Origin of the sequence: Halalkalibaculum sp. DA384, assembly GCF_043951955.1 — a bacterium.
Taxonomy (GTDB): Bacteria; Bacteroidota; Rhodothermia; order Balneolales; family Balneolaceae; genus JAMQKA01.
On sequence record NZ_JBINJE010000004.1, the window covers coordinates 198,486 to 211,675 of the forward strand.

11 protein-coding genes are annotated in these 13,190 nt (G+C 48.6%); all 11 read left to right on the plus strand.

The features are described from left to right. Nucleotides 1–160 precede the first annotated feature (160 nt). The 11 genes from cysD to ACG2E4_RS04355 all read left to right on the plus strand — a co-directional run bounded on the left by cysD (nucleotide 161) and on the right by ACG2E4_RS04355 (nucleotide 13,190). The gene (gene cysD, locus ACG2E4_RS04305; protein ID WP_395260735.1) at nucleotides 161–1,066 is read left to right on the plus strand and encodes a sulfate adenylyltransferase subunit CysD; all 906 of its coding nucleotides are present in this window, start codon (nucleotides 161–163) and stop codon (nucleotides 1,064–1,066) included. Nucleotides 1,067–1,171: 105 nt separating this feature from the next. Then, the gene (locus ACG2E4_RS04310; protein WP_395275788.1) at nucleotides 1,172–1,531 is read left to right on the plus strand and encodes a four helix bundle protein; all 360 of its coding nucleotides are present in this window, start codon (nucleotides 1,172–1,174) and stop codon (nucleotides 1,529–1,531) included. A gap of 69 nt (nucleotides 1,532–1,600) precedes the next feature. After that, entirely contained in the window at nucleotides 1,601–2,887 is a 1,287-nt protein-coding gene (gene cysN / locus ACG2E4_RS04315) for a sulfate adenylyltransferase subunit CysN (RefSeq protein WP_395260731.1), read from the plus strand. A 253-nt stretch (nucleotides 2,888–3,140) separates the two neighbouring features. Beyond that, entirely contained in the window at nucleotides 3,141–4,001 is an 861-nt protein-coding gene (gene rfbA, locus ACG2E4_RS04320; RefSeq protein WP_395260730.1) for a glucose-1-phosphate thymidylyltransferase RfbA, read from the plus strand. Nucleotides 4,002–4,215: 214 nt separating this feature from the next. After that, a complete protein-coding gene (locus ACG2E4_RS04325; protein ID WP_395275789.1) occupies nucleotides 4,216–5,250 on the plus strand; it encodes a Gfo/Idh/MocA family protein in 1,035 nt (344 codons plus the stop codon). Between the two features lie 136 nt (nucleotides 5,251–5,386). Further along, nucleotides 5,387–5,974, plus strand: coding sequence for an acyltransferase (locus tag ACG2E4_RS04330; protein WP_395275790.1), 588 nt, complete (start codon nucleotides 5,387–5,389; stop codon nucleotides 5,972–5,974). Between the two features lie 123 nt (nucleotides 5,975–6,097). Further along, nucleotides 6,098–6,511: a four helix bundle protein gene (locus ACG2E4_RS04335; RefSeq protein ID WP_395260725.1), complete on the plus strand. Its 414-nt coding sequence runs from the start codon at nucleotides 6,098–6,100 to the stop codon at nucleotides 6,509–6,511. Nucleotides 6,512–6,594: 83 nt separating this feature from the next. Further along, nucleotides 6,595–7,707 carry a DegT/DnrJ/EryC1/StrS family aminotransferase gene (locus ACG2E4_RS04340; protein WP_395275791.1) on the plus strand — a complete coding sequence of 371 codons (1,113 nt, stop codon included), beginning with the start codon at nucleotides 6,595–6,597 and terminating at the stop codon, nucleotides 7,705–7,707. A gap of 29 nt (nucleotides 7,708–7,736) precedes the next feature. Continuing rightward, entirely contained in the window at nucleotides 7,737–9,149 is a 1,413-nt protein-coding gene (locus tag ACG2E4_RS04345; RefSeq protein WP_395275792.1) for a capsule assembly Wzi family protein, read from the plus strand. Nucleotides 9,150–10,012: 863 nt separating this feature from the next. Beyond that, entirely contained in the window at nucleotides 10,013–11,263 is a 1,251-nt protein-coding gene (locus tag ACG2E4_RS04350; RefSeq protein ID WP_395275793.1) for a Wzz/FepE/Etk N-terminal domain-containing protein, read from the plus strand. An 820-nt stretch (nucleotides 11,264–12,083) separates the two neighbouring features. Further along, a complete protein-coding gene (locus ACG2E4_RS04355; RefSeq protein ID WP_395275794.1) occupies nucleotides 12,084–13,190 on the plus strand; it encodes a Wzz/FepE/Etk N-terminal domain-containing protein in 1,107 nt (368 codons plus the stop codon).

Here is a 13,190-nt window from a genome sequence, read left to right on the forward strand (position 1 = left end):
CCCCCTTAACCCTAGCTGGCGTTAGTGTAGGTATGCATCTACAATATTTGTAATGAATCGCTGCTGAAAGAAACGTGAAGATATTATGGTTAGTCATTGTTCCCATTAATCTTTAACTTTGGCAGCTTTAGACCAAGTTCAATCGTTTATTAATAAAGTCATGAAGTCGTATAAATTAAGTCATATAAGGCAGCTCGAATCCGAATCGATTTTCGTGTTTCGCGAAGTGGCGGCCCAGTTTGAAAACCCGGTGCTGATGTTTTCCGGCGGAAAAGACAGTATCACGATGGCCCGCCTCGCACAAAAGGCGTTTTGGCCGGGCAAGATACCGTTTCCATTTCTGCATGTTGACACCGGCCACAACTTCCCGGAGACGATCGAATTTCGGGATCAGCTTATGGATGAGCTGGGTGTGGAGCTGATTGTCGCCCACGTTCAGGATATGATTGACGCCGGCAAGGTCAAGGAGGAGAAGGGGCCCAACGCCAGCCGGAACAAGCTGCAGATTCCGACCCTGCTGAACGCATTGGAAGAGCACGGCTTTGACGCCGCTTTCGGGGGCGCCCGGCGGGATGAGGAGAAAGCCCGCGCAAAGGAGCGCTTTTTCTCGCACCGCGATGAGTTTGGCCAGTGGGATCCCAAGAACCAGCGGCCGGAGCTGTGGAACCTCTTCAACGCGCGGAAAAATTTGGGCGAACACTTCCGAATTTTCCCGCTCAGCAACTGGACGGAGATGGATGTCTGGCAGTATATCGCGGCTGAGGGTATCGATATTCCCTCCCTGTATAAAGCACACGAGCGGGAGGTCGTTGAACGCGAGGGTACCTACCTGGCAAAATCAGAATTTATTACGCTTACCGACGGCGAAGAATACGAGAAGAAAAAGATACGATTCCGAACCATTGGCGACATGACGTGTACCGGGGCCGTTCTTTCTGACGCCACCGATTTGGCGGAGATAATTGAAGAGGTCGCCTCGGCCCGCATCACCGAACGGGGCAACCGCACCGACGACAAGCGCTCTGAAGCAGCCATGGAGGAGCGGAAGAAGGAGGGGTATTTCTAGGGAAGTGTTAAGTATTCCGACCTCTGTTTTTTATAGTCTGTGATATAAAGACGGGTGACTGGTGACGGATGACCGGAAATCATTAACGGGCCGTAAAATTGAGATATGGAATATAAATTTGAAAAGCTGGAAGTTTGGAAGCTGGCAATGAAATTTAGTCATCTATCCTATAAATTAGCAGATAGTTTGCCAGAGGATGAGAAATATAATTTGGCCTCTCAGTTAAAAAGGGCATCCAACTCAATTGCTCTTAACATTGCTGAAGGTTCAACCGGGCAGACAGATACTGAACAGGCAAGGTTTTTGTCTTATGCAATTCGATCTCATGTTGAGACTATAGCCTGTGTACGGCTTATGGAAGACAGAGGCTATTTAACAAAGCAGGATAAAACAAAAGAACAGTTTGAAATATTGGGAGCAGAACTATTCAACAAGCTCCAGGCCTTCAAGAAGGCTATAAAGTAAAACACCGGTCAACGGTCAGCCGTCGCCGGTCAAGAAAATGAAGGAATTTTAAATTAAGAATCGTAATCGATGAGTAACAACGAAAAAACAGAAGCGCAGAAATATCTGGATATGGATCTGCTGCGGTTTACGACTGCGGGCAGTGTAGACGATGGAAAAAGTACGTTGATCGGTCGCCTGCTTTATGACAGCAAGCAGATTTTTGATGACCAGATGGCAGCTATTGAGGAATCCAGCCGCAAGAAGGGGGATGAGTATACCAACCTGGCGCTGCTGACCGACGGGCTTTCTGCCGAGCGGGAACAGGGTATCACCATTGATGTGGCGTATCGATATTTTTCGACGCCCAACAGGAAGTTTATAATTGCAGATACGCCCGGTCACGTGCAGTATACCCGGAATATGGTGACCGGGGCCTCCACGGCCAACCTTGCGATTATCCTGGTGGATGCCCGCAATGGTGTAATTGAGCAGACCTGCCGGCACTCGTTTATCGCTTCGCTGCTGCAGATCAAGCATATTATCTTGTGTGTCAACAAGATGGACCTGGTCGATTACAGTGAGGAGCAGTTTGAGAAGATTAAAAAACAGTTTTCGACCTTCTCATCCAAGCTGGATGTGCCCGATATTCACTACATCCCGATAAGTGCCCTGTACGGGGACAACGTGGTCGATAAAGGGGACGACAATATGCCGTGGTACAACGGCAGCACCCTGCTGCATACGCTGGAAAACGTGCAGGTAGACAGCGACTACAACCATGTAGACAGCCGTTTCCCGGTCCAGTGGGTAACGCGGCCGCAATCCAAAGAATATCCCGATTACCGCGGGTATGCCGGTCGGGTGGCCGGTGGCGTATTCAAGCCGGGCGACGAAATTATTGCGCTTCCGTCCGGGTTTACCTCAAAAATAAATACCGTGGAGACCTTCGAGAAGGAAGAGGAGGAGGTCTTTCAACCGATGTCCGTGACAATGACGCTGGAAGATGAGATAGACATCAGCCGCGGCGATATGATCGCCAAGCCCGACAACCAGCCCACCGTGGGGCAGGATATCGACCTGATGGTATGCTGGCTGAACAAGAAACCGCTGGAGCCGGGTGGCAAGTATGCTATCAAGCATACAACCCAGAATGCGCGGTGTATTGTCAAAGAGGTAAAGTACAAGGTCAACATCAACACACTGCACCGCGTGCAGGGGGACAAGGAGATCGGCCTGAACGACATCGGCCGCATTCATATCCGTACCACCCAGCCGCTTTTCTACGACAGCTACAAGCGCAACCGTGATACGGGAAGCCTTATCATTATCGACGAGTTTACCAATGAGACGGTCGGTGCGGGAATGATCATTTAATTAAGGACTTTGAAAACCCTCAATTCCTTGTTCTTAGGAAATTGTACTTACGTTTAAAAGGTCAACAAGGTCGGTGATACAACCACCTTCCAGCAAACTGGGAGGCCCTGCAAAGAGCCCAATTAAAATCGAATTACGGATACGGGAAATTTAACGGCCGCAAGATAAAATATTTTGAACATAAAGCACCCATAATACAAACCTTCAACCTATAACCTGTAACCTTCAACCTTCAACCTATAACTCCCCCCCAATGAAAGGCATCATCCTGGCCGGTGGTACCGGAACCCGTCTTCATCCGGTCACGAAGAGCGTTTCCAAGCAGCTGCTGCCGGTCTACGACAAACCGATGATCTACTACCCGTTATCGGTTCTTATGCTGGCGGGTATCCGTGATATCCTTGTCATAACCACACCGGTCGATCAATCGGCGTTTAAAAAACTGTTGGGCGATGGATCGGATTGGGGCATCGACCTGAAGTATGCCGTGCAGCCCAAACCTGAAGGGTTGGCACAAGCCTTCCTGATTGGTGAAGAGTTTATCGGTGACGATAATGTTGCCCTGATCCTTGGTGACAACATTTTCTATGGGCAGGGATTTACCGCACTGTTGCAGCAAGCCGCACTACGCGACGAAGGGGCCACGATATTTGGGTACCAGGTGGTAAACCCCAACCGGTTTGGGGTGGTGGAGTTTGATGAGGACCGGAACGCCATCTCCATCGAGGAAAAGCCGGAGCATCCCCGTTCGGATTACGCGGTTACGGGCCTCTATTTTTATGACAACACCGTGGTGGATATTGCCAGGACTATTACGCCTTCTGCCCGCGGCGAGCTTGAAATCACGGATGTGAACAAGACCTATCTCCAACAGAATAAGCTCAAAGTAGAGTTGTTGGGCCGCGGGTTTGCCTGGCTCGACACCGGCACGCCCGAATCGCTGCTCGAAGCCTCCCAGTTTGTCGAGATTATCGAACGCCGCCAGGGCCTGAAAATCGCCTGCCTCGAAGAGATCGCCTGGCGAAAGGGGTGGATAACGGGGGCGGAACTGAAAGCGATGGGAGAAAGCTACACCAACTCCTACGGGGCCTACCTGGAAGGATTGCTTGGGTGAGAAAGCGCGCTCCAGGAAAATACCCTGTAGATTTCAAAAAGCGATAAACATAGACTGAACTCCTTGTTGTGTAGGGGCTTATGGTGTTACAACATAAATATTTGTGAGGTAATACGGGTTGGATTTAATATTCAGCTGACATTCGGGTTTCGATTCAATTCTAATAGTTTTAATATCCACATCGGAAATTTCAGAAACTCCATATGTGTAATTAATGAGTAATAACCCCGTCACATTTGCAGTATGCGGATTTGGTCGAATTGGTAAACGGCACGCCAAAATCATTCATGAGCATGAAAGAGCCGAATTGACGGCTGTCATCGATCCCGACAGCACACAGCAGAAGTACCTCGGGAAGCTCGATATTGAGGCGGCTTACTATCCGAGCATGAAAGACTACTGGAATTTGAATCCCGCTGATAATCGCGCTGAAGTGATCAATATTTGTGTGCCCAACGGGCTGCATGCACCGCTGTCCATAGAAGCCCTGGAACGTGGTTGTCATGTCGTTATTGAGAAACCGATGGCTCTGAACCGGAGAGACTGTGAAGGAATTATTGAAGCCGCGCTGCAAAGCAGCAAGAAGGTGTTCGTTGTCAAGCAAAATCGATATAGTCCCCCTTCCAAATGGCTTAAACAAGTGGTTTCCGGAGGAGTACTGGGCGAGATCTACCTGGTAAAGATCAACTGCCTTTGGAACAGGGACAAACGCTATTATAAGGAGGGAGACTGGCACGGAACCCTGGATATGGATGGAGGCACCCTGTTCACCCAGTTTAGCCATTTTGTGGATATCATGTATTGGATATTTGGAGATATTACTGATATTTCAGCCCGGTTTGAAAATTTTAACCACGATGGCATGATTGAGTTTGAGGATACAGGTATCGTTAATTTCAAATTTTTAACGGGGGGAGAGGGATCGATTCACTATACGACATCCTGCTGGGATAAGAACATGGAAAGCAGTATGATTGTAATAGGGAGTAACGGCTCATTAAAAATTGGCGGCCAGTATATGGATAAAATTGAATATTGCCATATTAAAGATTATGAAGTCCCGGAACTGCCCCCGACCAACCCGCCGAATGATTATGGCCCCTTTAAAGGAAGTGCGGCCAATCATCACTACGTCATAGAGAATGTTATAGACACACTATCCGGAAAAAGCCAGATAAAGACCAGTGCCCGCGAGGGGATGAAAGTAGTTGATATTATCGAGCGAATTTACAAGCAGCGAAAATGTTGAAAGTTAAATGTTAAATGTTACAGGTTGAATGTTGAATGTTGAAGGTTGAAGGTTTTTAGTACAATCACCAATCTGCAACCTGCAACCTTCAACTTTCAACCTTCAACCAACTTTCAACCTGCAACAATAGACAAGTATGATCCACGAGGAAGCCTACATTCATGAATCCGCTTATGTTGATGAAGGGGCGGCGATCGGCAGCGGGACCAAGGTGTGGCATTTTTGTCATGTGATGGGAAACGCCAGTATTGGCAGTGAGTGCACGCTGGGACAAAACGTGTTTGTTGGGGACAATGTAAAAATTGGTGATCGGGTCAAAATTCAAAACAATGTATCGGTATATGAGGGTGTGATTTGTGAAGACGAGGTGTTTTTGGGTCCCTCGATGGTGTTTACCAACGTTATCAATCCCCGCAGCGGGGTAGATCGCAGTAACCAGTTTCTCGAGACGAGAGTGGGAAAAGGAGCGACCGTTGGCGCCAATGCGACAATCATTTGTGGCAACGAGATAGGGCGGTATGCGTTCATCGGGGCCGGCGCGGTTGTGACCAGGGAGGTTCCCGACTACGCCCTTGTTTTGGGCAATCCCGCCCGGCAGGTGGGCTGGATGAGCCGGAACGGCCATCGACTGCAGTTTAATGAAAAAAACGCAGCCATCTGTCCTGAAACCGGAGAAGAATATAGGTTAGCGGATGGGAGTGTAAGGCTGGAGGTTGCAGGTTGAAGGTTTGAATGTTGAATGTTGGACTTACACTGCAAAAACCTTCAACCTTCAACCTGTAACCTGTAACCTGTAACCTGTAACATTCAACATTATTTAACATATTAATACTGAACGAATTGAGCCGTGGCATCTGTAGAAAAGTTTGAGGATCTGGATATTTGGAGGGAATCCCGAATTCTTGTCAACAAAATTTATGAATTGACGAGACAGGAAAAATTTGATAAAGATTTCGGTTTAAAAGATCAGATCCGTCGTTCATCAGTGTCGGTAATGAACAATATCAGCGAAGGATTTGAAAGCCGGACTGTAAAGCAATTTATTGATTATTTAGGTCGTTCAAAAGCTTCATGCGGGGAAACAAGATCCATTTTATATGTAGCCCTGGATTGTAAATACATAACAGACGAACAGTTCAAAGAATGCTACGAGCTCGCTACTAAAATATCACGGAAAACATATCGATTCATTCAATATCTTGAAAAATACAACTCCAATGACAGAGTCTCAGAAGCAGTGACAGCCTATCAAATTAATTAATCTGACAACTCAATCTCCAACCTTCAATCTCCAACCTTCAACCTTTAACCTTTAACCTTTAACCTTCAACCTTTAACCTTCCAATGCCCATCCCCCTTTTCGATCCAAAGCCCGACATCCAGGCCCACTGGGAAGAATATAACAACGCCATTCAGAACGTGATGAAGCATGGCCAGTTTATTTTAGGTCCGGAGGTCGAGGAGTTTGAACAGCAAGCGGCCGAATACTTGGGAGTAGAGCACGCCATCGGAGTAAATTCCGGTACCGACGCGCTGGTAATTGGATTACGGGCGGCAGGGGTGGGACCCGGAGACGAGGTGATTACGACCCCATTTTCCTTTTTTGCCACGGCCGAATCGATCAGCAATATCGGCGCCCGGCCCGTTTTCGTCGACATTGAACCTTCAACCTTCAACCTGCAACCCGCCAATATTGAACCTGCCATCACCGAAAACACGAAAGCCATACTGCCGGTGCACCTGTTCGGTCTGCCTGCCGGGATGGATGAAATCATGCAGATCGCAGAAAAGCACAATCTTAAGGTGATTGAAGATTGCGCCCAGTCGTTCGGAGCCACCTGCAACGGTCAGCAAACCGGATCCATTGGAGATGTTGGCGCCTTTTCTTTTTTTCCGACCAAAAATCTCGGAGGTTTTGGTGACGGCGGACTCATAACCACCGATGATGATGAAACAGCCGGGCTCTGCCGGAAGCTCCGGGCCCACGGCTCCACGAAAAAATACCACAACGAGATGCTGGGGTACAACTCCAGGCTGGACACTATGCAGGCTGCGGTGCTGCTGGTTAAGCTCAAATACCTGGACAAAGCAAACAGCCTGCGCCAAAGCATTGCCCAACGATATACAGAATCACTTGAAGATGTTAGCGGCATCAAGCCACCCGCCACCCGCCACCCGTCACCCGTCAACCCCGTCTTCCACCAGTACACCATTCGCGTGTTAAACGGTAAACGGGACCAGCTGCGTCAAAAGCTCTCTGAAAAAAAGATTAGCACGGGGGTCTACTACCCGGTGCCACAAGATCAACTGCCGGTTTACAGCAAACTCAATTATGAGCTGGAAGTATCAAAAAAGATGGCACAGCAGGTACTAAGCCTGCCGATATGGCCGGAAATGGAAACAGGAAAACAGGAGGATGTGGTAACTGCAATCAAGGAATTCATGGCTAAGTTCTAATCCATAACCCGGTTAATTCAGTTTTAAAGATGCGATTTTTCTCAGTTTTTGCGATAGTATTCGGTATTTGCGTGACGACTCATGCCCAAGAGACCATCAATAAGGATGACTTCCGTATAGGGCTTCGTTCCTCTGTTTATACCGCGACCGAGGGCGAACTTCCGTTTTGGTTTTATTCCGGGATGGACGGGATGGTGGACCCGGGAAGTACCAACTTTTTAAATGAGATCAGCTTTGGTCACACCATCTTCCAAAATGATAAAAGTAGTTTCAATGCCGGTGGACATGCCCTGCTTCGCTGGTCAGGAGAAAGTGCCATTCTGTTTCCCCAGCTCTATCTAAGCGGCCGTGCTTTTGGCCTGAAACTGGATATCGGTCGCTTTCCACAGCCGATCGGGTTAAATAATCATGCGTTGTCAGTGGGATCCATGATGGTTAGCCGGAATGCAACACCACTGCCAAAGATCTCCATTTCGACCCCGGAATTCAGGAATGTGCCTTTTGCCGGGGGATACCTGCAGTACAAAGGCATGTTCAGCCACGGGTGGTTTGAAAAAGACCGGCATGTGGAGCGGCCGTATCTGCATCAAAAGTATCTTTACCTGAGGGTGAATGTGGGGCCGCTGTCAGGTACGGGAGGTATTATTCACAATGCGCAGTGGGGCGGTGTGGACCCGGACCGGGGTCAGCTGCCGCAGTCTTTTGGAGACTATATCCGTCTTGTTGCCGGTCGGGGAGCCGATGAGGACAGTAACGCACCGGGAGGGGAGAAATCGAACGTAATAGGGAATTCGGTAGCAGCCTATGAGTTTGGGTTGCTGTACAGGCATGAGAGTTATCGATTGCATCTGACCCGGCTGTTTTACCTGGAGGATAAAGTTTCAACCCGGTTTCGGAGTCCCTGGGACGGGGTTTGGGGCATAAACCTGGAGTTTGAGGATCAAAACCGGTGGTTGAACGCACTCACCTACGAGCATGTCAACACCAAAAACCAGGATGCAAAATCGTGGGAGCTGATCGGCCGGCGCGACTATTATGACAACTTTGTATACGGCAGCGGGTGGACTTACGAGAATCGCACGCTGGGAATTCCGCTGATCCTTTTTGACGGCACCACTATCACCAATAACGTGCTGGTGGGGCATCACCTTGGGATGGGAGGCGCATTTTGGGACCGGCGACTGAGCTGGAGAAGCCTGTTGACCTGGTCACGCAACTACGGCGTGCAGGACGACTGGATAGAACAGGGGGGCGATTCCATCCCCAATGACCGCCCGGATATTACACCGAGAGACCAGTTTCGGCGCGAGCAGTACTCGCTGATGATGGAGTTCCGTTACGCGCTGGAGGGTCTGGATATTCTCCTTAAGCTGGGTGCTGATGCGGGCGAACAGTACAGCGACAACCTGGGGCTGATGTTGGGGATAAACTGGCAGAGATAATCCTGTAATCAGGAGTTTTATGGAGGGTAGGGAGATTGAGAACCCACACCAGAAAAGGTTGTTTTCCCAACAGAGGTGTCTCTTTTGTCTTGATACAAAAGGGACTCAACAATCAAGGCGGTGAATGGGGCACCCGCTGCCGCCTGTGCAGGCGTGGAGGGATAGAGAACAATGCTCCTTCTAAAACCCCCGGGGTTCCGAACAAGGCCTTGATCCCAAACCTGTGAGGTTTCCCTTCCAGGAAAGGCAATGGCCTTGAGGGGGGGCGTCCCTTCCGGAGTACAAACCTCGCAGGTTTCGAGCCGAGCTGACCATCAGACAAGGTATACCGGCAGGACCTCCGCGCCCCATTCAAGGCCGGGGGGCAGGTTTGCAATTTTTAGCTCATGCTCCTGTACTCAAATAAACCGTCGTTGGTTTTATCTTTCATTATTCATTCTTCATCCCCCTGCCCCCCCCTTCGAACATCATCTACCGCTTTTTAATCATAACTGCCACAAGGGGGAAAGACCCGCGTTCTCCGTTTCTGCCCCTTCGAAATTCATCATTTCTAATTCTTCATTCATAATTCCCATCCTCCGGCGGTGACTTTAGACACAGTACCTTTTTTGGGTTCGTTTTTGTTCATACAAAAAGGAACATCTCTTCAATGGGAAAAGGAGTACAGTGATTTTTTTGTAGATAGGCTTCTAGAAAAAAATGACCGTTGCTTGACACCTGCGAACAGATTAATTGGTAACAATTTACAGGCTACCATCTCTTGATAGTAGCGGGGCAGTCATTTTTCGGCCGGGATGCAACGAGTTATCCCATCGTAAACATGATGAATAGAATCGGAATCGTCAGGTAACGGTTATATTCCTGTGAGCAAATCAGATTCAAATACGGGGAAAAGAGAATCAGATAAAGAGAAGAAGTCCAATATTGGTCCGCTTAAGCTTGTCCGAAGCAACTATAGACTGGTTCCCGTAGATGAATATCAACGTTTTCTTCAATGGTCAGAGCGTCAAATTGATACTACAGCTCTGTTTAACAGGCTATGGGAAAAAAGGATCGATATTTTAAAATATGCCGCTGTTGCAGGAGTTGCAGGTCTCATGGTCACCTTTTTGATGAAGCCGGAGTATACCGCAAAAGCTTCATTAATGCCCGAATACAGTACCGAGAGATCTTTGGGAGGAAACGCCCAGGAGCTGCTTCAACAGTACGGGGACATGCTCGGGTTTACGGGGGGCACATATGCTTCCAGAAGCAACGCAATCAGGGTTGAGCTGTATCCTCAAATTGTATATTCACTGCCGTTTCAGCTGGATCTGCTTGAACAGGAGTTTTATTACCCCGAACATGACACCACCGCACCGCTATTCATTTATTTTAACACCCTGCGAACGTATTCGCTGCTGGATTATATTTACGCCTACACCATCGCTCTTCCGTTTACCGCCAAAGCCTGGCTAGAATACTGGTTATTCGAAAATGAGCAGGGAGTGACACCGGTGACAGGAAGGGTGAATTCTGCGGATCCCGGCATATTGAATATTTCGAAGGAACAGATGCAGATTATTGCCGAAATGCAGTTTCGAGTCCGGTCATCGCTGGATCCGGAATCAGGAATAGTCCATGTTCAGGCCACCATGCCGGATCCCAGGTTGGCAGCTCAGGTCACACAATATGCGATCGAAAGGCTAACGCAGCACCTCACAGAATATCGGACCCAAAAAATAAAGATGGATCTCAATTTTATAACCGAGCAATATCAAAATGCAAGGCAACAATTCAGGAGCATCCAGGATTCACTGGCTACATTCAGAGATCGCAATCAACATATTGCAACGGCCCGGGCAGAAAACAGGGAGCAGGTACTGGAGTACCGATACACTCTATCCCGTAATTTATATGACGCGCTGGCTCAGCAGCGGGAACAGGCGAAGCTGCGACTGCAGGAGGAGACCCCTGTTTTTGAAATACTGGATCCCGTACAGGTTCCCCTGGAAAAAAGCAGTCCACAACGGTTAAAAGTGTTACTGATTGGCTTGTTTCTGGGAGCATTAGTTGGCATTGGTTTTGTTGGATTTAGAATCTATGCTGAAGGCCAATATCGACATAAGGCGTAGAGGCCCTGGCTACAGCTTTAAGTGGTTAAATTTAATATCAAGTGACCTGTAACCTGAGTTCATCCGCTCATCTTTCATTTTAATCCGGCTTTGCGATTCCAGACCTTACAATGCTGATTGCGAAGCCCCAACAAGAAACAGGAGACTATATTTCCCCAATAGAGTTGTCCCTTTTGGCTTGATCCAAAAGGGACGAAAAAAATCAAGGCGGTGAATGGGGCACCCGCTGCAGCCTGTGCGGGCGTGGATGTTGATGGTCCGTCACACTGGTTGCCCGCTATCAAAGCCATCACCGGTGCAACATCCACAATCGCCGGCTTCGGCTTCCGCGCCCCATTCAAGGCCGGAAAAGCCGATTTATATTTTTGTCCTATCTCCTCGTCAGACAGAAATTTTTCCGGTATCGGAAAAATTGATTGACACGTTCATACGATCACCCCTTCGAAATTCATCATTATTAATTCTACATTCATAATTCCCATCCTCTGGCGGCGATTGTTTTGGGTTCGTTTTTTCATCGATGAAAAAATGAACATTATCAATATCGAAAATTGTAACCCTTCAGTATCGTTAATGCTTTTTATACCCTGTTTCTCCACATTTCAAACAAGCTTACAGCTGCCAGGTTCAGTAAGAATCGCTATTATCTATTCTTTCCTCCCTATTTAAAAATCCGTATCATTGTGCACTGAAAATTTATCACGAACTCATAACCCATTATACTCTGAGCGACGAAACGCCACATAATGATAACAAGCCCAATACCGGCAAAAAGCCCGGGAAGCAGTCCGAGGAATTTCCACTACAGGAATACCGCCTTGTGCCCGTTGAGGAATGGGAGGAGCGGGAGTTTGAAGAACGTGAGATTGATCTTATAGAGTTGGCAAATCATATCTGGAGCAGGCGCTTTTTCATCGCCAAAGTGACCGGCGTATTTGTAACTATAGGACTTTTAGTTGCCCTGCTGATGCCGAAAGAATATCAGACCGGCGCCACCCTGATGCCAGAGGTGCAATCAGAGCAAAGCGGGCCCAGTAGCCTACTGCAGCAGTACGGCGGACTGTTGGGTATGAGCGGCGGCGACCTGAATATGGGGCAACAGGGCATCATTCCGCCCACGCTCTATCCCCAGATCGTGCAAAGCCTGCCCTTTCAGCTGGAGCTGCTGAACAAAAGCGTGTATTTTGCTGAATTCGATACCACAACTACGGTGTATAATTTTTTCGACGAGGTCTATACGCCCTCCGTTTTCTCATACGTCACGGGCTATACCATAGGCCTGCCGGGTAAGATCATCGGGCTGATTAAGGGAGAAGGAGATGAGATAGAACGCCCACTGCCGCAGGGTTTTGCGACCGACTCAGTGGTATCGGTGACTAAGAGCCAGATGGAGGTAATTGAAAATATGCAGCAGCGCGTGACGGTTTCGCTGAACGAGGAATCCGGCGTTATCAATCTGTCAGTTGAGATGCCGGACCCTAACGCCGCGGCGCAGGTAGGGAAGACGAGTATTGCCTTGCTCAAGGAGTATATGACCAACTACCGTACCCGCAAAGCGCAGGAAGACCTGGAGCACGCACTTCAACAGTTGGAGGAGGTACGCCAGCGATTCGAGGAGGCCCAGAGCCGGCTTGCGGAGTTTCGTGACAGCAACGTGAACCTTGCTACTGCCCAGGCCCAGACCCGCGAGCAGCGCCTGCAGTCGGAATACGATATCGCGTTCAACGTTTATAACTCCCTCGCCCAGCGGGTAGAACAGGCAAAACTAAAAGTTCAGGAGCAGACGCCGGTGGTTAGTATCCTGCAGCCGGTGCAGGTGCCGTTGGAGGATAATACGAGTGGGCTTATGATATTGATTGTTTTTACATCACTTGGTTGCTTGTTATCAATAGGAATTGGGGTGGTTGAATTTTTGATAAGGAGATAG

What these genes read in the sequence shown, in the direction of transcription:
- ACG2E4_RS04325 (WP_395275789.1), top strand. Translation starts at nt 4,216, where the DNA reads ATGAGTAATAACCCCGTCACATTTGCAGTATGCGGATTTGGTCGAATT.
- cysD (WP_395260735.1), top strand. Translation starts at nt 161, where the DNA reads ATGAAGTCGTATAAATTAAGTCATATAAGGCAGCTCGAATCCGAATCG.
- cysN (WP_395260731.1), top strand. Translation starts at nt 1,601, where the DNA reads ATGAGTAACAACGAAAAAACAGAAGCGCAGAAATATCTGGATATGGAT.
- rfbA (WP_395260730.1), top strand. Translation starts at nt 3,141, where the DNA reads ATGAAAGGCATCATCCTGGCCGGTGGTACCGGAACCCGTCTTCATCCG.
- ACG2E4_RS04345 (WP_395275792.1), top strand. Translation starts at nt 7,737, where the DNA reads ATGCGATTTTTCTCAGTTTTTGCGATAGTATTCGGTATTTGCGTGACG.
- ACG2E4_RS04340 (WP_395275791.1), top strand. Translation starts at nt 6,595, where the DNA reads ATGCCCATCCCCCTTTTCGATCCAAAGCCCGACATCCAGGCCCACTGG.
- ACG2E4_RS04310 (WP_395275788.1), top strand. Translation starts at nt 1,172, where the DNA reads ATGGAATATAAATTTGAAAAGCTGGAAGTTTGGAAGCTGGCAATGAAA.
- ACG2E4_RS04330 (WP_395275790.1), top strand. Translation starts at nt 5,387, where the DNA reads ATGATCCACGAGGAAGCCTACATTCATGAATCCGCTTATGTTGATGAA.